Raw genomic sequence first — 20879 nt, forward strand, 5'->3', positions numbered from 1 at the left:
TGCAGCAAATATAGATTATTTGTAATTAATCTAAATAGATTGGACGTTTTTATTTTACTCAGCATTCTTCTGTTGTATTAATCAAGTCTTTAAACGGCATTCGTGATGTGAAGATGATAGAAAATGTTATCAGCAGGCATCCGGGGAAAGTATTCAGGCAGTTCGTTCATATTAATCTCCATAAAGCCATTTTTTTCATAAAAACGATGTGCGGCTTTTAGCACGTCAACCGTGCCGAGGTAAATGTCGGTGATAGCATTTTCCCTGCAAAATCTAATATATTTTTCAAGGAGTAGCTGTGCAATCCCGTGTTCTTTTCCTCTAAACTCTTTTTTAACGAACATTTTTCTTAATGCGCAAGCTTGATGACCGATATTAATTAATGCAATAGTACCAACCAGTTCAGCATTATAGAAGGCCCCCCAGAAATTGCCGCCTTCTTTTTGATAGCTTGTTTCTATGTCGAGCAAGTCTGGCTGTCCTTCCAGAGTTACTGGCACATTGAATTCGATCTGTTGTATTGGTAAGATGAGCTTAACAATGCGGTCGCAATAGGTATTGTTAAGTTGGTCAATTGTAATAGGAGTGTTCATAGGTTTTAATTTATGTACAAGTATACGTAGTCAGGTAGATATGTTGTTATTAACGCGGAAAATGAATTTTAATTTGGGGTGGGGCTAAGCAGGGAATGCAAATAATTTGAAGTGTAAAAAAAAAACAGTCAGATATTTTACTTTGAAGATTTCGCTCGTATTATACACTGTTTTTGCGTTCTGATTGATAAAAACAAATCAGAATAATCATTTTTATGTAATAAAATTGTTAATTGTGTCTACATATTTCAAAACTAACTAGTTGATTTCAATAAGAATGTAAAAAACAAGGATAATTTTTGAAAAATTCACGTCAAATAAATTTTTGTGTTGTACTTTTGCGGAAAATTTCAGAAAAATGACTCGAAAAAATAGTAATCCGGAGAAAACTGTTGATGTTGTGTTAATTGGAGCAGGTATTATGAGTGCTACTTTAGGTATGTTGCTCAAGGAGTTACAGCCGGATATTACTATCGAGATTTTTGAAAGACTTGACGTTGCTGCAGCCGAAAGTTCGGATGCATGGAACAATGCAGGTACAGGGCATTCTGCTTTTTGTGAATTGAATTATACACCTCAACAGGCAAATGGATCCGTAGACACAAAAAAAGCTGTTTCGATTGCTGAGTCATTTGAAGTATCAAAACAGTTCTGGTCGTTTTTGGTTAAAAGCAAACTGGTAGATAGTCCTGAAACTTTTATCAAAGCTATTCCGCACATGAGTTTTGTATGGGGCCAGGAGAATGTTGATTTTCTTAAAGAGCGTTATGCAAGAATGCAGGAGAGTGATTTGTTTAAAGGAATGATCTATTCAGAAGATCCTAAGCAACTTGCTGAATGGATGCCGCTTGTGATGAAGGAACGTAATCCTGATGAAAAAGTTGCAGCTACGAGGATGGAAATGGGTACTGATGTTAATTTCGGTGCATTAACCCGAATGATGTTCAGTAAATTGCAGGGAAAACCCGGGGTAAAACTTCACTTTAATCATGATGTGAAAAAACTTAAGCAAAAAAACAGCTTATGGGAAGTGAAGGTCAAAGATGAAACTGCGGGACAAAGAAGAGTAGTAAAGGCTAAATTTGTATTTATTGGTGCGGGAGGCGGATCATTACCTTTACTTGAGAAAGCAGGTATTCCCGAAGGAAACGGATTTGGTGGATTCCCGGTAAGCGGACAATGGCTTAAATGTGTGAATCCTGAAATTATTGAACAACATAATGCAAAAGTGTATGGTAAAGCTTCAGTAGGTGCGCCTCCGATGTCGGTACCACACTTGGATACAAGGATGATCGACGGTAAAAAAGCTTTGCTTTTTGGTCCTTACGCCGGTTTCTCTACACGTTTCTTAAAAAACGGTTCATTGCTTGATTTACCCTTATCCATAAAAGTTAATAACATTCGCCCAATGATTTCTGCGGGATTGGATAATTTGCAATTAACCAAATACCTGATTGAACAAGTACGTCAGTCACCTGAAGACCGCATGGTTGCTTTAAGAGAATATTTCCCGGGAGCAAAAATGGAAGATTGGGAACTTGAAACTGCTGGTCAACGTGTTCAGGTAATTAAAAAAGATGAAAAACATGGCGGTATCCTTGAATTTGGTACCGAAATGGTAACTGCTGCCGATGGTTCAATCGCTGCGCTATTAGGAGCATCACCTGGTGCGTCTACAGCTGTTTCAATTATGATTACATTAATGGAGCGTTGCTTTAGTGATCAAATCAAAACAGAAGCATGGCAGAAGAAACTAAAGCAAATGATCCCGTCTTATGGTGAAAAGCTTAATGGTGATGCGCAATTGACCGAAAATATCAGGATCCAAACTACCCACGCACTGGGATTATAGTCTTAATTTCTTTTGCCCGGCTTTTGGTCCTCTTTTGCTTTTCTTTTGTTGTCCTTTTGCTCAGACCGATAAAAAAGGAATATTAAAACAAGCTGATACCAAAATAAAACAATGGGGCATAAAAGGTTAGTTGAATAAAATACGGCATTTTTATTTGTATCTTTAAGGGGATACCTATGGCTTGTATAGCTTATTTGGTATAATAATTGAACATGTATAAACGGTTCAAATCCAGAACAAATCAATCGCTAAGCTAACCCTTTAATCAAGAGAACATGCCCCGTTGGTCTAAAATCGCACTCATAACATTTGCTGCCCTTGTTGCATTTGTTCTTCTTTTGTACGTGGGTCTTGCCTTCTACGTAAATACGAACAATAAAACCTTGTTGGCTAAAATAACAACGCAGCTCAATAAAAACCTCAATGGTAGCATGACCATCGGTAGCATGGATCCTACATTTTTGAAGGGTTTTCCTGGTGTTTCTTTAAGGCTCAATAATGTAATTATTAAAGATAGCTTATGGAATACCCATAGGCATAACCTTTTAGAAGCCAGTGAATTTGATGTGTCTGTGAATATGCTTGGTTTACTAAAAGGGAATATAGAAATTGGAAAAATAGGCATTAATAATTCAACTATTTATCTCTATACTGATAGTAATGGTTACACAAATACGGCTGTTTTTAAGAAGAAAAAATCAACGCCTGCTACAGATGAATCCGGATCAGCTCCCGCACAAATCAGAAAAATTGCATTAAACAATGTAAACTTTGTAGTAGATAATCAAAAAGGGCACAAGCTTTTTCATTTTGTTGTAGATGAGTTAACGGGAAAAATTGATTATCCTTTTCTTGGAGGTTGGGACGCGAATATTGAACTAAAAACCATTGCCAAAAGTATGGCTTTTAATACCCGCAGAGGTAGTTTTATTAAAGACAAGCTGTTAGAAGGTCCTTTTAAGGTGAGCTACAACGAAAGTAACGGAATTGTTGATGTGGCCCAGAATAAACTAAAAATAGGGGATGATACTTTTATTATAGATGCAAGATTTGATACCTCAAAAGAGAGCACTGAATTTACGATTCACATAGATGTTCCGAAAATTCTTTGGAGAAATGCGTCAGGATTGTTAGCGCCGAATATTACTGAAAAGCTAAATATGTTTAATCTTGCACAACCTATTTATGCTAAATGTACGTTAAAAGGAGATATGGGGCCAGGTGGCGATCCTCAAATAGATGTAGAAGCTGTTGTTAAAGACAATCAGCTAACTACACCCGGTGGGGTGATTGATGACTGTAATTTTACTGGAATGTTTACTAACAATTATGTAAACGGGAAAGGCTTTAACGATGAAAATTCGGCAATTAAATTGTATCATTTTAAAGGTGGTTATAAGGAAATTCCTTTTTCTATCGACACCGCTTTTATTCATAATCTGGAAAAACCAATAGCTACGGGGATTTTTAAATCACAGTTTGAAATTGCGAAATTAAACAAGGTTGTAGGTGAGGAGACACTGAAATTTGGTAAGGGAACTGCTATTGTGAATTTAGCATATAAGGCAGATATAGTTGACTTTAAGTTGAATAAGCCTTTGGTTGCAGGCTCAATAGACATAAAGAATGCAGACATCAGTTATATGCCCAGAAAACTGAACTTTAACAATACAGCTATTTTATTGAATTTTACCAATAATGATCTTTTTATTAAAAATATAAGGTTGCAAAGTGGTAAAAGTGTGGTAATGATGGATGGTGTTGTCCGTAATTTCCTGAACTTGTATTATACTGCTCCCGAAAAGATTTTATTGACCTGGAAAATCAGCAGTCCACAAGTGCATCTAGGTGAATTTCTGGGCTTTCTTGAGCGTAGAAGACCTGCGGCGAAGACCAGAAAGAAAAGCGTGAAAAAGAGTACTTTCTCTGAAGATTTAAATGAGGTGTTTGAAAAGAGTAATGTAAACATGCATTTAAGCGTTGATAAGGTTTATTATAATAAGTTTCTGGCAACCAATGCCAATGCCGATCTGTTGCTTTCGGAATCTGGTATCGCCATTCGGAATGTGAATGTTAAACATGCCGGAGGCTCCCTAAAACTTAATGGAAATATTAGTCAACGAGGCACACTCAACCGTTTTAATATAAATACAGTATTATCCAATGTAGATATTAAACACTTTTTTTATGCTTTTGATAATTTTGGTCTAACAAGTCTTACTTCAAAAAATCTAAAAGGGTTCTTGTTTTCTAACGCCAACATATCCGGTGGGATCACTAACCAGGGGAAATTGGTGACGAATTCTATGAATGGAAGCTTGAACTTTGACCTACGAAAAGGAGCACTGCTAAATTTTGACCCCATCATTAGTGTAGGGAAATTTGCATTCCCCTTCAGGGACCTTAATAATATCACTTTCGAAAATCTGAATGGGAAATTCGATGTCCGTGGACAAAAGATTACCATAAATCCAATGCAAATTAATTCCAGCCTTTTGAATATGGATGTTGCTGGTGTCTATTCCTTATCTACAGGAACAAACATTACTGTTGACGTACCTTTACGAAACCCTAAAAAGGATGCAGATCTTACCGATAAAAAGGAAATTCAGGAGCGCCGAATGAAGGGGATTGTACTTCATTTATTGGCCACCGATGGGGAAGACGGGAAGATAAAAATCAAGTTAAACAAGAACAGAGATAAAAATAAGAGCGCTGAGAAATAATTTTCTATAAAATCTATCAATTATCCTCTCCTTTATTTCATAGATAGGAGGATAATTGACTATTTTCGGGTTTTCATTACAGACCTATAACCCGAACCACAATGGACAAGCCAATACTTGTTTTGAAATTAGGAACCGCTTCTATAACTACTACAAAAGGAGAACTTGATGAGCTGGTAATTGCTGATGTTGCCAGGCAAGTTGCCGAAATTGCAAAGGAATATCGTTTAATTCTTGTTTCTTCAGGCGCAGTAGGTGCCGGTAAAAAGTATATTAAAAATTACAAAGGAAAAATTTCCGAACGTAAAGCAGCAGCTTCAATTGGAAACCCCTTACTATTGAATATATATTCAAAACATTTTTCTCCTTATGGAATTTCAATTGCACAGAGCCTCTGCGAGCGCCAGCATTTTTCAAACCGTAAACAGTTTTTACAACTAAAGGAAACCTACGAAGAGCTATGGAAGAATGATGTGATTCCTATCGCCAATGAAAATGACGTAGTCAGCAGTTTAGAGCTGAAGTTTTCTGATAATGATGAATTGGCTACCTTATTGGGAGTAGGTTTTGGTGCTTCGGTAATTCTATTAGGAACCTCTGTACCTGGTGTGTTGGATAGAGAAGGAAAGGTGATTGACAAAATTGAAAGTATCAATAACGATATTTTTTCCCTTGCGGATAAAAATAAATCTGATTTAGGTTTAGGCGGAATGATTTCAAAATTAACTTTTGCTCATTTAGCGTCAGTAATGGGAATCAAAGTGATCATTTTTGGTGTTCGTACACCAGATGGTATACTAAAAGCGGCAATAGAAAAAACAGGTACCGTATGTGTTCCAAAAAGTTCTAATATATCTGCCAGAAATAAATGGCTGGCTAGTGGGAGCCTGGTTACGGGGCGTATCATGGTAGACGGAGGTGCGTGTGAAGCCATCAGGAAGCGTAAAAGCTTGCTTGCCGTAGGTGTAATGTCGGTGATTGAGGAATTTAGTGACGGTGAAATCTTTGAAATTACCGACGAGCAGGAAAACATCGTCGCTGTGGCACGAGCAAAAACATCATCCGAAACAATAGTTAAAAATATAAAACAACATAACCTGGAAATTGCAAACGCCAGTGATATTGTAATACTTTAAGCAATGGAAACCATTCAACAACAATTAATCAATGCAAAAAAGGCACAGGCTTCTATTTCTTCTTTAAGTGACAAGGGGAAACAAGACCTGATCAACAGCCTGGCTGTACTTATTAAAGACCAATCGGCACAAATCATTTCAGAAAATTTAAAAGACCTGGAAAAAATGCCCGATACAGACCCCAAGAAAGATCGTCTGTTGTTGAATGAAAACAGGATCGCTGATCTTGTGTCAAGTTTAAAAGACGTTGCGGCATTGAGCGATCCTACAAACATCATTCTTTCGGAGAACACGCTTGATAATGGTTTGTTTATTCAGAAGAAAACAGTACCTCTTGGCGTCGTTGGTGTAATATATGAGTCGCGTCCTAACGTTACTATTGATGTTGCAGCTTTGTGCATCAGATCCGGAAACGTGTGTTTATTGCGCGGTGGACAAGATGCGTATCATACAAATCTGTATATTGTTTCTTTAATTCAGTGTGTACTGGAAACATACGGTTTGGATAAGAATGTGGTACAGCAACTTCCGGCCGACAGAAAATACATATTAGATATTTTACAGGCCGAAGGGTATATCGACGTGATTATTCCACGTGGCTCAAATCAGCTTATAGAGTATGTACGTAAAAACGCATTGGTGCCTGTTATTGAAACGGGAGCAGGGGTTTGTCATACTTATATAGAAGGTACGGCAAAATTAGAAGAAGCCGCAAAAATTGTCGTGAATGCTAAAGTATCCCGGCCATCAGTCTGTAATGCATTGGATACGGTTGTGGTCGATCATGTTATCGTTCGACCTTTTCTAAACATATTAGCCCCGTTACTAGCTGAATATAATGTAGAAATATTTGCTGATGAGATTTCGTTCCCTATCCTTCAGGGATTAAACTACCCTCAGTTAAACGAGGCTAAATCAGAAGATTTCGGAAGAGAGTTTTTAGATTTCAAATGTTCTGTTAAAGTAGTTGAAGGTATAGACGAAGCCTTATCACATATCTCAGATTTTTCTTCAAAACACTCTGAAGCAATCTTGACCGAAGACCATTCTAAAGCGGAAAGGTTTTTAAATCAAGTTGATGCTGCCGTGGTTTATTTAAACGCTTCAACAAGGTTCACTGACGGGCAAGTATTTGGTTTGGGTGCTGAAATAGGTATTTCTACACAAAAACTTCATGCGCGCGGCCCTTTCGCATTAGAAAAACTAGTTACCGAAAAATGGGTAGTTAGAGGGAAAGGACAGGTCCGTTAATTTATTGGCTTTTAGCGGTGTGTATGTGGTATAATTCCCCTTTTTGGGAAAAAAATGCGCCGTGTATTTTTGATGTTATAACATTAAAACACCTTGTTTCAATAGGTTGTAAGCCCTGTGCTTTGGCTTGAATTTTGAAAATACTTGTACTGGATTCCACCAGATAAAATTAAATACAAGTACTTGAGATCGGACAGCTTACTTAGAATGCTTGAAGTAATAGATGATTATGCTATTCTCTTTTTAGACAGGCAAGGAAATATTGAGAATTGGAATAAAGAAGCGGAGAAAATAAAAGGATACTCAGCCGATGAAATCATTGGTCAGAATTTTAGTGTGTTCTATAGCGAAGATAGTCGCAGAAATAAATTACCAGAATTACTTATTGAAGAAGCCAGACTGAAAGGCAGATCTCAGCATGAAGGTTGGCGTGTTAGAAAAAATGGAGAGCTCTTCTGGGCTTTCGTTACGCTGTCGGCAATTTACGACGATAACAATAACGTAGTTGGTTTTTCTAAATTTATAAGGGACCTCACTGCAAAAAGACAACTGGAGAAGACCGCAGAGGAATATGCCAGGGAACTGGAAATAAAGAACAAAGAACTTGAACAATTTGTGTACATCGCGTCGCACGATTTACAGGAGCCATTGCTCACCGTTAAGAATTTTGTAGAGTTGTTTAAAGATGAGTACAAGGATGTGTTTGATGACAATGCCAGACTTTATCTCCAATTTATAGACCGTTCTACCGAACGCATGAGAAACCTGATCAAAGGCTTATTGGATTATGCAAGACTAGGAGGGCAGCAGTCTAAAACATTGGTCGATTGCAATGCCCTAATGGATAGTTTAAAAAATGATTTATACAGTAGTATACAGACTGCAGGTGCCGAAATTCATTATACCGATCTTCCTATCGTTTATGGCTTTGAGACGGCCTTGCGACAGCTTTTCCAAAATTTGCTCAGTAATTCATTGAAATTTAAGCGGGCAGGTACACCTCCGCAAATCCAGGTTGCCGTTGTTGGCCATGATAATTTCTGGCATTTTGAATTTAAAGACAATGGTATTGGTATTGAAGACCGTTTTAAAGAAAAGGTATTTGTGATGTTTCAGCGCTTACACAGTGCTACTGATTATGAAGGGTACGGTATAGGTTTATCCCATTGCAAAAAGATTGTTGAGTTGCATGGTGGGAAAATCAATGTGGAATCTGTATTGAATGAAGGAAGTACCTTTAGTTTTTCCCTAAAAGTTTAAAAATAATTTCGAACAAGAATAAAAGAAGACATTTTAATGAAGAAGTATAAAGATCTTGATTGTGTTTTATTAGTTGATGATGATATTTCCACAAATTTCATTCATCGTAGGATCGTAGAAAATGCTGAAATTAAAGTAGATGTAAAGGAGATTACCTCTGCCAAAGAAGCTTTGGATTATTTGACCTATTCGGGGAAGTATGAAGACAATATTCATGCGCCAAAGGCCGGAATTATATTTTTGGACATCAATATGCCAGGGATGAACGGTTGGGACTTTATCGACGAATACAAGCAATTAGATGAAAAACATAAAGCCAGAATTATAGTAGTAATGCTAACTACCTCGCTCAATCCAGATGATGAGCAGCATGCCGCGAATGTAGCAGAAATAGCTACATATTTGCAAAAGCCGCTTAACAAAGAGGCTTTCGCAAATATCGCAGATAAGTTTTTTAAAATTATTGAAGAGTAATAATCCTAAGGTAATTAAACCTCAAGATCATTCATAACCGCTTTAATTTTATTACCCAATTCAGCATCTGCTGCTTTAAAAGCAGCTTTATCTTTTAAAGGTGCATTCACACTGCAGTAGAATTTAATCTTCGGCTCTGTTCCCGAAGGGCGGGCAGAAACAATGCTGCCATCTTCAGTGATGAATTGTAAAACATCAGACTTCGGTAAATCAAGTGCAGTCTTTATACCAGTTTTCAGATCCGTTTGTATCCCCAGTTCATAATCCTTTAAAGTTGCTATTTTCGAACCACCTAATGTTGCAGGAGGATTGTTTCTGAATTTCTCCATCATGGCTTTAATGTCTTCCGCACCGGTTTTACCTTTTTTGGTGATGGATACCAATTCCTCTTTGTACAATCCGTATTCTACATAAGTATTTAACAAAGCATCATATAGGCTACTTCCTTTATCTTTATAAAAGGCAGTCATTTCAGCAATAAATGCACAGGAAACCACGGCGTCTTTATCTCTTACCAAATCGCCGATCAGGTAACCATAGCTTTCTTCACCACCGCCAATAAAAGTCTTTTTGCCTTCCAGCTGGGTCATGATTTGTCCGATCCATTTAAATCCGGTTAAAGTATTGTAGAAGGTAACCTTCTTAACGTTCGCAATTGCCTCAATCAGGTTAGAGGTTACAATAGTTTTAACAATATATTCATTTCCTGTAAGTTTACCTTTTTCTTCCCATGCCGTAAGCAGGTAGTTAATAAGTAAGCTTCCGGTTTGGTTTCCATTTAATAATACGAACTCACCATCGTTATTTTTTACGGCAATACCCACGCGATCGGCATCCGGATCGGTTGCCAATACCAGGTCAGCATCAATTTCCTCTGCTTTTTTCAACGCAAGCGTAAGGGCTTCTTTCTCTTCCGGGTTTGGATAAACCACAGTAGGGAAATTTCCATTTGGTTTACTTTGTTCTTCTACAAGTGTTAAATTATTAAAGCCAAATTGCTCTAAAGCTTTAGGTACAAGTGTAATTCCGGTCCCGTGGATAGGGGAGTAAACAATTTTAAGGTCTTTCTGACGTGCAATTGCTTCCGGTGAAACCGATAGCGCTGCGATTTTATCCAGATACAATTGGTCTATCTCTTCGCCAATCAATTCAATATTTGTTTCAACACGGCCAAATTTTACGGCATCAATATTCGTTATTTTAGCTACTTCATCCATAACAAGGCTGTCGTCAGGAGCAGTAAACTGTCCACCATCAGCACCATAAGCTTTGTAACCGTTATATTCTTTTGGGTTGTGAGAAGCCGTAAGCATCACACCACTTTTGCAACCAAGGTTACGGATAGCGAAAGACAGCTCAGGGGTTGGTCTTAAAGCCGAAAAGAAATACACATGTATTCCGTTTGCTGAAAACACATCAGCTGTAATTTGTGCAAAATAATCGGAGTTATTACGACTGTCGTGTGCTATGGCTACTTTGATTTTTTCGCCTGGGTACTTGTTGTTCAAATAATTGGCTAAGCCCTGAGTAGCTGTACCGATAGTATATTTATTAATCCTGTTTGATCCTGGCCCCATTATGCCCCGTAATCCCCCAGTTCCAAACTCCAGACTTCTGTAAAAGGAATCTGTAAGTTCAGTATATGCTTCCTTATCTAAAAGACCTTGTATTTCTTTTTTCGTTGCTTCGTCATAATTGCCTTTAAGCCATTCGTTAATTGTGCTTAGTGTAGCTTGTTCTAATTGCATATCTTCTCCTTCCAAATTTTATTTTGTCTATTTTGCCTTTATTAAGCACGATTTATTTAAATTCACGCCCAATTACAAGTATATAACCATTTTAGTTAAAATTGAAATACTTGTAGCAAATAAATATAGCTATTTATACAGCTTTTAACCTTTAAAAATTAAATAAACAAGAAATGAGACCTTGTGGCTTTGGTCCGTGTCTCATGACCATTAAAAAACAATTAAAAAACTATGAAAGTATTAAAGTTTGGAGGCACTTCTGTAGGAAGCCCTGAGCGCATGAAAAAATTGCTGGATATTATCAATCCTGCAGAAGAGCAAATTGTGGTATTATCAGCTGTGTCTGGTACAACCAATAGTTTAGTGGAAATTTCAGCCAAACTTTTAAAGGAAGATAAACAGGTTGCGTTAGATTTGATTAACGCATTACAGCAAAAATATAACGAGTTCATCGTAGAACTTTTAGTAGAAGGCGAATATCGTGAGCAAGGACAAGAAGTTGTAGATTATCACTTTAACTTTTTGAGCACCTTGGCAAATGATATCTTTACGCCTGTTGAAGAAAAAGTAGTTCTTGCACAAGGTGAATTACTTTCTACTACCTTGTACCACATCTATTTAAAGTCTATCGGCGTGCCATCAGTATTGTTGCCTGCATTGGATTTTATGAAAATTGATGAGGACAATGAACCGGATGTTCCTTACGCAACTAAACATTTGCAACCTATATTAGATCAGCATAAAGATAACAAGCTGTTTATTACGCAAGGATTTATTTGCAGAAATAGCTTTGGTGAAGTTGACAACCTGCGCCGTGGTGGTAGCGACTATACAGCTTCTTTAATCGGAGCGGCGATATTAGCCGAAGAAGTTCAGATCTGGACAGATATCGACGGTATGCACAATAACGATCCAAGAATTGTAAAAGGTACTAAACCTATTTCACACCTTTCGTTTGATGAAGCTGCAGAGCTGGCCTATTTCGGAGCAAAAATTTTGCACCCACAATCTGTTTTTCCAGCCCAGAAGTATAAAATTCCTGTAAGATTGTTAAATACTATGGAGCCAAAAGCTGCAGGTACATTGATCTCTACGGAAAGCGAAAAAGGGAAAATTAAATCTATCGCTGCAAAAGACGGAATTACCGCAATTAAGATCCAGTCAAGCCGTATGTTATTGGCCTATGGTTTCTTGAGAAGAGTTTTCGAAATCTTTGAAAGATATAAAACACCGATTGATATGATCACAACGTCAGAAGTGGCTGTATCTTTAACTATTGATTTTACAGATAACCTGGAGAAAATTGTTGAAGAGCTACATGCTTTCGGGTCGGTAGAAATTGATACAAACCAGTCAATCGTGTGTGTTGTTGGTGACTTTAGCGCGCAAACACATGGTTACGCTGCACGTGTACTTGATGCCATTAAGCACATTCCGTTAAGAATGATTTCATATGGTGGAAGCAATTATAACATTTCGTTGTTGTTGAATACTTCAGATAAAACTGAAGCTTTAAAGAGTTTACACAACAGGCTGTTTGAATAACAAGTAAGGATTTACCTTCTTTTTATCCAGACAAGGATACCAATAACGATAAAAATGAGTGCGATAAAGAACCTGATTCTTCTGTCGTACTCTTTTTTACTGATCTTCTGATTTTTAAGATCTATTTGGTTTCCAATGTAAATTAAGCCAAGTACAACGACAAAAAATATAACAAGATATTTAAACATTATGTTTTCTAATAAAGATATATCACGGTTTGCAAATTTAGAAACACCTTTCTATTATTACGACCTGAATCTGCTGCAAAATACCTTAAATACTTGCGCAGCGGCCGCTAAGTTATACAATTTTCATGTTCACTATGCCATGAAGGCAAATTTCAATGAAAAAGTTTTGCAGGCAATTAAGGCTGTTGGCTTTGGTGCTGATTGTGTTAGTGGGGGCGAAGTAAATAAGGCGGTTGAAACCGGTTTTGATAATGCTCAAATCGTTTTCGCCGGAGTTGGTAAGTCAGATAAAGAAATTAACCATGCTTTAGACAAGGATATCTTCTGCTTCAATGTAGAGTCTGTTCAGGAACTGGAAGTGATTAATGAATTAGCTGAAAAGAAAGGTAAAAAGGCGAGGGTAGCTATCCGTATTAATCCTAACGTAGATGCGCATACACATCATAACATCACTACCGGATTGGACGAAAATAAGTTCGGTGTAAATTCATGGGATTTACCACAGTGTGCGGAAACTTTGAGAGCTTCAGCTCATATTGAATTTATAGGTATCCACTTTCATATTGGCTCACAGATTACCAATCTGGACGTTTATAAAAACCTTTGTGTACGAGTAAACGAATTTGCCATTTGGTTTGAAGAAAGAGGTTTCAATGTAAAAGTGTTAAACGTTGGGGGAGGCTTAGGTATTGATTATCACAATCCAGATGGACAGATTCCTGATTTCGAAAGCTATTTTAAAATATTCTCTGAGTTTTTGGATATTAAACCAGGACAGGAAGTTCATTTTGAATTAGGCAGAGCTTTAGTTGGGCAATCGGCTTCGCTCATCAGCAGGGTTTTATATGTAAAAAATGGCAAGAAGAAAAACTTTGTCGTTTTGGATGCAGGCATGACGGAACTGATGCGTCCGGCATTGTATCAGGCTTACCACAAGATTGAGAATTTAACAAGAGGTAATGAAACTGCTTTAAAATATGATATCGTAGGTCCTATCTGCGAGAGTACAGACTGCTTCGGAAAAGAAGTTGAACAGCCTGAAACTTTTAGAGGCGATTTGTACGCCATCAGAAGTGCGGGCGCTTACGGAGAAGTAATGGCTTCGAAGTACAACCTTCGTGATGAAATCAGATCTGTTTATAACGAAGAAGCTTAAAAGATAACCATCATTCGAAAAAAAATCGGGTAATCATAACATATGATTACCCGATTTTTTTGTAGACATTTTATTCGTCAAAGAAATCTATAAGGCCACCAAGATAGTATTCATCCAGGCCTTCAGTAAAATCATTGTAATCAGCTTCAGGGATATTCGTTTGTACAAATTCCAGGGAAGTTCCTTTTTTGTCCTGGTGCAATTTAATGGTTACAATAGACGGTTCATTGTCGTCTCCAAAATACCATTCCTGCACTATTTTCTTTCCGTAATCAAATTCCAGGTTTTTACCTACAATGTCTCCGTCCCAAAATGAAAACTCTGTACCTGGTTCTTCAGTAAATTCTACTTCGGCGCCAGTCCATAACTGTATACTTTGTGGTTTCGTTAATGCCCAGTAAACCTCTTCTGGGCTTGCCGGGATGTGATAATATTTTTTAAAAGTTTTCATCAAAATTATTTAAATGCATTTATTCCTGTGACATCCATTCCAGTAATGAGCAGGTGGATGTCGTGTGTCCCCTCATAGGTCACCACCGACTCGAGGTTCATCATGTGGCGCATAATCGAATATTCACCTGTTATGCCCATTCCGCCGAGCATTTGCCTGGCATTTCGGGCAATATTTAATGCAATTTCTACACTGTTCCTTTTTGCCATTGATATCTGTTCCGGCGTAGCCCTGTTTTCAGTTTTAAGTACACCCAGGCGCCATACCAGGAGCTGCGCTTTGGTAATTTCGGTAATCATTTCGGCAAGTTTCTTCTGTTGTAGCTGAAAGCTGCCAATAGGTTTCTCGAACTGAATACGTTCTTTAGCATAACGCAGAGCGGTATCGTAGCAATCCATGGCCGCACCTAAAGCACCCCATGCAATACCGTAACGTGCCTGGTTTAAACAACCCAGCGGACCTTTCAATCCTTTAATATTCGGGAACACATTGTCCTTAGGGATTTTTACATTGTCAAACACCAGTTCGCCGGTAGCCGATGCCCGCAGGCTCCATTTATTGTGGGTCTCAGGTGTAGTAAAGCCTTCCATGCCACGCTCCACAATTAACCCGCGTATCTTGCCCGATTCGTCTTTTGCCCAAACAACAGCAATATCAGCGAAAGGGGCGTTAGATATCCACATCTTAGCACCATTTAATATATAGTGGTCACCTTTATCCTTAATGTTGGTTAACATTCCTCCCGGATCGGAGCCGTGGTTGGGCTCTGTAAGTCCAAAGCAGCCCATTAACTCACCTGTAGCTAATTTCGGCAGGTATTTGCGACGCTGCGCTTCAGTTCCATAAGCAAAAATCGGATACATCACCAATGAACCTTGTACAGATGCTGTAGACCTGATGCCAGAATCTCCACGTTCAATTTCCTGCATCAATATGCCATAAGCGATATAATCCAGGCCGGCACCACCATACTCAACCGGAATCGTAGGGCCAAATGCACCAATCTCACCCAAACCTTTAATGATATGTTTTGGAAATTCCGCTCTTTGCGCGTAATCTTCAATAATCGGACTGATTTCTTTCTTCACCCAATCACGGGCCGTTGCACGGATCAGCTTGTGTTCTTCCGACAACAACTCATCTAACAAATAATAGTCAGGAGCTTCATAAAGGTCTTTTTTGGAGGATTTGTTCATTGTTTACACTATATTTGGCGTACAATCGGCTGTCTTGTCAAAGGTACTAATTTCAAGGTATGGCTGGTAAATACCAAACAAAATAAAGTTAAGAGATGTCTCAATCACCTGCTTATATACAAACCGTTGCCCTTAAGGATGTTAAATGTTTTGCGCTGCATGGCTATTATCCAGAGGAGCAATTGACAGGAATTTATTTCATGGTTGATGTAGTTGTTGAGTTTATCCCGTTTGGTGATACTGAAAACCTGCAACATACCGTAAATTACGAAGTCTTAAATACCATTATTCTGGAAGAGATGGCCAGAACACAAAAGATGCTAGAAACGGTAATTAAAAATATCATCGATCGTACGGTATCGGCCTATCCATTTGTGCTTAGTGCAACGGTAGGCATCAGAAAGTTAAACCCTCCAATGCCAGGCGAAATAGGTCATTCATTTGTACAATTGAGTTACAAAGCTGTTTAGCCTTCCAGTTGTTCAAAGGATATCATGCGTGATTTCTCGTCTTCCGGAATAGGAAAGGAGCTTTTGCTGGCGTAATTAAAAGCAACACAGGTTGTTTTTCCTTTGTTACATATTTGTTCCTTACCATGCACCAGTTTTACCAGCAGGTATTCCAGGTCGAAACTACTGTTTCCAATTCTTGAGGTACGTACGTATATGCTGATTTTATCCTCTATAAAAACGGGTAAGATATAATCGATAGAGGCCTTTGCAATTACCACTCCGGTTTTTTTCCAGTCCCACTGTATGGCCTGGTTCCAATATTTAGTCCTGGCAATTTCCATATAGGTAAAGTACACCGCGTTGTTTACATGCCCCATCATATCGAAGTCTGCAAAGCGGGTTTCGATGGTCGTTTTATACTTAAAACTGTCTAAAGTATTGATGATGTCTGTCTTTTTGTCTGTCTTTTTATTTCTGTTGCGCCAAAATGTCTTAAAAATCATAGAAAATTAGGTTGGTATAAGAGTTGAATATAGGGTTAGTATAAAATTAGTCATTCATAAAAAACTAAAAATAGGAGAAACAATCATGACACTAGTAAAATTTAACAACAGAACCAGAAACACTGCCCCTTACTTTAACAATGTATTCGACTCATTGTTTAGTGAAGCATTAAATAAAAACTTAACAATTAATAAAGTACCGGGTGTTAACATCTTAGAGTCTGAGACTGATTACAAGATTGAATTGGCAGCGCCAGGCTTAACAAAAGAGGATTTTCAAATTAACCTGAAAAAAGACACCTTATCAGTTTGGGCAGAGAAAAAAACTACTGAAACTGAAGAGACAAAAGATTACACCAGAAAAGAGTTCGACTACTTCTCGTTTGCAAGATCATTTGTATTACCTGAGAGTGTTGACGGTGAGAAAATTACAGCTGAATACGTAAATGGTATCTTGAACATTACCATTGGTAAAAAAGATGAGTCTAAATCAGCAACTAAAGAAATAAAGGTTTCATAATTGGTTAGTTTGTTTTAAGGTGAAAAAGGGCAAGTCGCAAGACTGCCCTTTTTTTATTGAAAATATTTAAGCTGCCGATAGTCCTATTTCTCTTTTGGATCCTCTTAATGGTATGACTAACAAGCTAAATACTTTGCTATGCTCATGTCTGCTGTTATTTACAGTTGCATCAGCTCAGAAAAAAACAGAATGGGTAACCTTGAAAGGTGAACTTAAAAATTTTAGTAATCAGGTGCAGGTCGAGGACTTATCTGAATTTCAGTACCTGTTGCCACCAACCAACGAACGGATGATTGTACCAGACGCAAAATCTTCGTTCAACATCAGGTTTAAGTTAGCGAAACCCAATTATTTCCGACTGGGGCGTAATATTTTGTACTTAAGCCCGGGTGATGATATGGAGATCGTCGTTGATTATAAGAACCAGATGGCAGCTGTATTTAAAGGCAGGGGAGCAGAAGCTAATGCCTATTTAAAAAGTACACCTTTTCCAAAAGGCGGATCATTTATAGAAGCCGGAAGCCAGGTTAAAGAAAGTCCGGAGGCTACCATTATTGCAATAGAGGCACAAGCTGATATCAGAAGAAAGGAACTGGCCAATACCAAAAATGTTACAGCTGAATTCAGACGACTGGAGCAGGCACGTATTAAGGCCGATCTGATCAATAGTTTCTATAGCGGCGAAGATTATAGCATTTACAGTTTAAAATTAAAAGATGAGAAGGCCAAAGAATTTTCGCTGGCCTATCAAAAAGCAATCGCGCCTAAACTTGCTTTCTATAGTAAGAATTTTGTAGACGCATCTTTAATGAAGCTGGTTGTTTACAGAGATATCGCCAGCGATCTGGTGAAAAATGGAGGTAAAGCTGCTGACCTGCAAAGTATAAATGATTGGTATAGCAGTTATTCAATGGTTAGAGCTATCCAAAAAGTAAGTGATAAATCGCAATTAGGTGCCTTTAAAGCGAAAATTGCAGCCATTAAAACACCTGAGTTAAGAGGGGTCGTAAATCAAACGTTGGTACGTCAGATGGCTTTTGGTAAAGGCGATACTGCGGTAGATTTTATAGCGGAGGATCTCAGTGGCAGGCAGGTAAGCTTAAGCAGTTTAAAGGGGAAAGTTGTATATGTTGATCTTTGGGCTACCTGGTGCGGACCATGCATGAAGGAAATGCCCTATTTTGAGAAGCTTAAACTGAAATACAAAGACAACCCGGCGGTAGTGTTTATTTCGCTTTCACTGGACGATACAACTACGCCATGGAAGGCAAGTGTGGCCGAACGTAAAGCAGATGGCTACCAATGGCACATCAACAGGAGTAAACTCCGGGATTACAATATCGTTGGCATTCCGAGAAGCCTGCTGATCGATAAAGATTTTAAAATGGTTGATATGAATGCCCCAATGCCATCAGAAACTGAGGTGGGGCAACGCATAGATGAATTACTTAAATAAAATACAAAAGGAATAAGCTGAGCTTATTCCTTTTGTTCCTGAAGATCATTTTTATTTAACCAGCCCTTGGTAACCTGGCCGTCCTTATTGGTATGGGTTACATAAATAAAGCCTTTGTCTTCTTCAATTACATTGAACTTCGCATTGTTCCATAAGCCCAATACGCCATTTCTAGGCGAGTTTACACTTGCAGCTTCATAAAAATAAACCGTTCCTTTAGGTAACTGGTATTTTTTTCCTTCGCTAACGATAATTGTACCAGCTTCCCTGGCTTTAGCTTCCGCTTCAGCGCGTTTTGCGGATGCGGCTATTTGTATTTCATACTCTTTTTTCAGACTGTCAATCTCTGCCTTTTGAGCTACTGTGTCTATCGTAATTGGCTGAATGTTTGTTGTATCTACCGATTCAGTTAAAGGTTTAGTGTCGGTTGTGTCAACAGGTGCAGAAGCTATCGTATCTGCTGCAGGCAGTTGATTTTTGGCGATGTCCTTCATAAAAAGTCCATATACCGAAAGCATGCTTAATATCAATATAGAAAGAATCATGATGCCAAATACCGGTTTAGATAAACTGACTTCATCAGAAGGCGTGTGGATACTTTTAACTTCCTTCTGATAAAAAGGTTCCGGTTTAGAAACAACTTCCAACGGAGCAATAAACTCACCACCACGATACATAATTGCATCTTGTAAAGACAGCCCGTTGCTGTATCTTTTTTCAGGACTCTTTTCCAGGCATTTTTTGATCACATCCAGCAGCCATTGCGGAACCTGCATTTCCTTTTTCCTCTTATCCGCATCCCAGCTTTCGGGCAGACGGTTTCTGCGCAGCGCGATCAGGTCCGGAACCTGCGCTTCCATATGTGAAAGCATCACCTGGTTACGGGAACTTTCGTTTTTATTGATCAGCGGAAAGGGAACCGTGCCGGCCAGCAACTCATAAAGTATAATACCGTAGCTGTAAATGTCCGTCTGGAAAAACATTTCACCATCATGCTGCTCAGGGGCCATAAACTCCACAGCACCGGCATGTCTTAAGCTGGTACGACGTTGTTCATCAGACATGATTGCCAAACCAAAGTCCAGCAGCACATAATTGCCCGTCTCATTATTGAATTTAACGTTGTTGCTTTTAATGTCTCCATGTTTAATCCCTACCCGGTGACAATGGGCAAGGGCATTCGCCAATTGTTCTGCCAGTTTAATTACCTCATGAACGGTAAAAATTGGCGGGTGAGGGGGCATTAAAAGTTTTTCCAGGTCAGGACCTTCAATATATTCCATCTCAATAAAAGGGAAGGAACCACTTTCGGTCAGGCCCGAGCCCAGTATTTTTACCACATTAGGGTTAGGCATTTCATTTACCTTTTTCAGCTTCTCTACCTCATTTTTAAACTTAATGAAGTTCTTGTCATCCTCACTTTCTGTATGTATCGGCGTAGGCATAATTTTCACCGCAGTGATAATTGTACCTATACGTTTACCCTTATACACAGAACCTTGTCCACCTGTACTTAAAGCACCAAGATTCTCTAATCCTTCTGTAATTGTAAAAACTTTACTCATTGTACAATGTTAATTTTTATCGGTGTCAATATAACTAAATTCTAAAACAGCAAGCTCACCTAAGATAATCTGGTCGCCTTCTTCCAGTACATGGCCCAGCTCGGTTACATTTAATTTCACAGGGTTATGGTCGTTAACCGATCTGATTTTTACCTTGTTTCTTGGTGGGATACCACCATCATCAGCAAATAGCAGGAAGGAACCTGTATCGGCATCCCATTCAATATGCGCGTGTTGCCTGCTGATAAATTTGTTGGCTTCATTCAAACTGGCATCAGGAAAAGCGATATGGTTGATTCTGAAAAAGCCATCGCTTACCTGCACTTTATGTTCTCTGCCGATGTTGATTTTTCCATCTGTAGCATTGATTTTATAGCTTGTTTTTTCCGATTCACCATTTAAAGGGCGTATAAATGCAGTTTTCGACCTGGTTACCACCACATGTTCCGGAGTTCTGATATACAATGCTGCATTTATTCCGGTAAGTTTTATCGCATCTCCAGGCAGCTCTTCAATAAAATTGGTCTGCATGGTCCAGTTTTGAGGCAGGTCAATAGCGAAATCATCCGCTATGCGCTGAATTTCGTTTTTAAACCTTTGTTCATCTTCCGCAAAAACAGCCGATTCATACATGTATTTCTCTGCAGGGGGACAGGCTATAAACAAGGCTAAGCCCTTTATGTGATTGCCTTCGCCACCTTCCAGTTTCTGTAATTCCTGTTTGATGCCTGTCAGCAGCAGTTCCCTGATGGCTTTTACATCTTGGGGCGGTTCCGGGTTACGTTTATTAAATAGATTAAACATATA

18 protein-coding genes are annotated in these 20879 nt (G+C 38.5%); 11 read left to right on the forward strand and 7 right to left on the reverse strand.

All coding sequences use genetic code 11. The annotated features are described in order from the left end of the window. Positions 1-89: 89 nt before the first annotated feature. Positions 90-593: a GNAT family N-acetyltransferase gene (locus R2Q84_RS23410; RefSeq protein ID WP_316819032.1), complete on the reverse strand. Its 504-nt coding sequence runs from the start codon at positions 591-593 to the stop codon at positions 90-92. Positions 594-918: 325 nt separating this feature from the next. Between R2Q84_RS23410 and R2Q84_RS23415 the strand changes: the two genes are divergently transcribed. From R2Q84_RS23415 to R2Q84_RS23440, 6 genes are all read left to right on the forward strand, one after another. After that, positions 919-2445: a malate:quinone oxidoreductase gene (locus tag R2Q84_RS23415; protein WP_316819033.1), complete on the forward strand. Its 1527-nt coding sequence runs from the start codon at positions 919-921 to the stop codon at positions 2443-2445. A gap of 275 nt (positions 2446-2720) precedes the next feature. Then, positions 2721-5171 carry an AsmA family protein gene (locus tag R2Q84_RS23420; protein WP_316819034.1) on the forward strand — a complete coding sequence of 817 codons (2451 nt, stop codon included), beginning with the start codon at positions 2721-2723 and terminating at the stop codon, positions 5169-5171. 101 nt (positions 5172-5272) lie between these two features. Next, positions 5273-6307: a glutamate 5-kinase gene (gene proB, locus R2Q84_RS23425; protein WP_316819035.1), complete on the forward strand. Its 1035-nt coding sequence runs from the start codon at positions 5273-5275 to the stop codon at positions 6305-6307. Positions 6308-6310: 3 nt separating this feature from the next. Beyond that, on the forward strand, positions 6311-7558 hold the full coding sequence (locus R2Q84_RS23430; RefSeq protein ID WP_316819036.1) for a glutamate-5-semialdehyde dehydrogenase: 1248 nt from the start codon (positions 6311-6313) through the stop codon (positions 7556-7558). A 207-nt stretch (positions 7559-7765) separates the two neighbouring features. After that, positions 7766-8818, forward strand: a complete 1053-nt coding sequence (locus tag R2Q84_RS23435) for a sensor histidine kinase (RefSeq protein WP_316819037.1) — start codon at positions 7766-7768, stop codon at positions 8816-8818. Positions 8819-8854: 36 nt separating this feature from the next. After that, complete coding sequence (locus R2Q84_RS23440; RefSeq protein WP_316819038.1) at positions 8855-9292, forward strand: response regulator; 438 nt, start codon at positions 8855-8857, stop codon at positions 9290-9292. 14 nt (positions 9293-9306) lie between these two features. Here the strand turns inward: R2Q84_RS23440 and R2Q84_RS23445 are convergent, their stop codons facing one another. After that, positions 9307-11040: a phospho-sugar mutase gene (locus tag R2Q84_RS23445; protein WP_316819039.1), complete on the reverse strand. Its 1734-nt coding sequence runs from the start codon at positions 11038-11040 to the stop codon at positions 9307-9309. A gap of 231 nt (positions 11041-11271) precedes the next feature. Between R2Q84_RS23445 and R2Q84_RS23450 the strand changes: the two genes are divergently transcribed. Together R2Q84_RS23450 and lysA are read left to right on the forward strand one after the other, a co-directional pair. Then, the gene (locus R2Q84_RS23450; protein ID WP_316819040.1) at positions 11272-12585 is read left to right on the forward strand and encodes an aspartate kinase; all 1314 of its coding nucleotides are present in this window, start codon (positions 11272-11274) and stop codon (positions 12583-12585) included. Positions 12586-12774: 189 nt separating this feature from the next. After that, positions 12775-13929: a diaminopimelate decarboxylase gene (lysA, locus tag R2Q84_RS23455; protein ID WP_316819041.1), complete on the forward strand. Its 1155-nt coding sequence runs from the start codon at positions 12775-12777 to the stop codon at positions 13927-13929. Between the two features lie 70 nt (positions 13930-13999). Here the strand turns inward: lysA and R2Q84_RS23460 are convergent, their stop codons facing one another. Together R2Q84_RS23460 and R2Q84_RS23465 are read right to left on the reverse strand one after the other, a co-directional pair. Further along, positions 14000-14380 (reverse strand): SRPBCC domain-containing protein, encoded by a 381-nt coding sequence (locus R2Q84_RS23460; protein ID WP_316819042.1) that lies wholly within the window; start codon positions 14378-14380, stop codon positions 14000-14002. Positions 14381-14385: 5 nt separating this feature from the next. Beyond that, positions 14386-15576 (reverse strand): acyl-CoA dehydrogenase family protein, encoded by a 1191-nt coding sequence (locus R2Q84_RS23465; RefSeq protein WP_316819043.1) that lies wholly within the window; start codon positions 15574-15576, stop codon positions 14386-14388. A 95-nt stretch (positions 15577-15671) separates the two neighbouring features. On the opposite strand from R2Q84_RS23465, the gene R2Q84_RS23470 reads away from it, so the two are divergent. Continuing rightward, positions 15672-16046, forward strand: coding sequence for a dihydroneopterin aldolase (locus tag R2Q84_RS23470; protein ID WP_316819044.1), 375 nt, complete (start codon positions 15672-15674; stop codon positions 16044-16046). Here R2Q84_RS23470 and R2Q84_RS23475 read toward each other — a convergent pair. Beyond that, positions 16043-16531: a thioesterase family protein gene (locus R2Q84_RS23475; RefSeq protein WP_316819045.1), complete on the reverse strand. Its 489-nt coding sequence runs from the start codon at positions 16529-16531 to the stop codon at positions 16043-16045. The two genes, R2Q84_RS23470 and R2Q84_RS23475, sit on opposite strands and share 4 nt — an antisense overlap. 85 nt (positions 16532-16616) lie before the next feature. Here R2Q84_RS23475 and R2Q84_RS23480 point away from each other — a divergent pair, with 85 nt between their 5' ends. Further along, entirely contained in the window at positions 16617-17051 is a 435-nt protein-coding gene (locus R2Q84_RS23480) for an Hsp20/alpha crystallin family protein (protein ID WP_316819046.1), read from the forward strand. A 112-nt stretch (positions 17052-17163) separates the two neighbouring features. Continuing rightward, positions 17164-18507 (forward strand): TlpA disulfide reductase family protein, encoded by a 1344-nt coding sequence (locus tag R2Q84_RS23485; protein ID WP_316819047.1) that lies wholly within the window; start codon positions 17164-17166, stop codon positions 18505-18507. A gap of 23 nt (positions 18508-18530) precedes the next feature. Here R2Q84_RS23485 and R2Q84_RS23490 read toward each other — a convergent pair whose 3' ends face one another. Continuing rightward, entirely contained in the window at positions 18531-20072 is a 1542-nt protein-coding gene (locus R2Q84_RS23490; protein WP_316819049.1) for a serine/threonine-protein kinase, read from the reverse strand. A 9-nt stretch (positions 20073-20081) separates the two neighbouring features. Further along, positions 20082-20876 carry an FHA domain-containing protein gene (locus R2Q84_RS23495; protein WP_316819050.1) on the reverse strand — a complete coding sequence of 265 codons (795 nt, stop codon included), beginning with the start codon at positions 20874-20876 and terminating at the stop codon, positions 20082-20084. Positions 20877-20879 lie beyond the last annotated feature (3 nt).

The organism is Pedobacter nyackensis (genome assembly GCF_032678475.1).
Taxonomy (GTDB): domain Bacteria; phylum Bacteroidota; class Bacteroidia; order Sphingobacteriales; family Sphingobacteriaceae; genus Pedobacter; species Pedobacter nyackensis_A.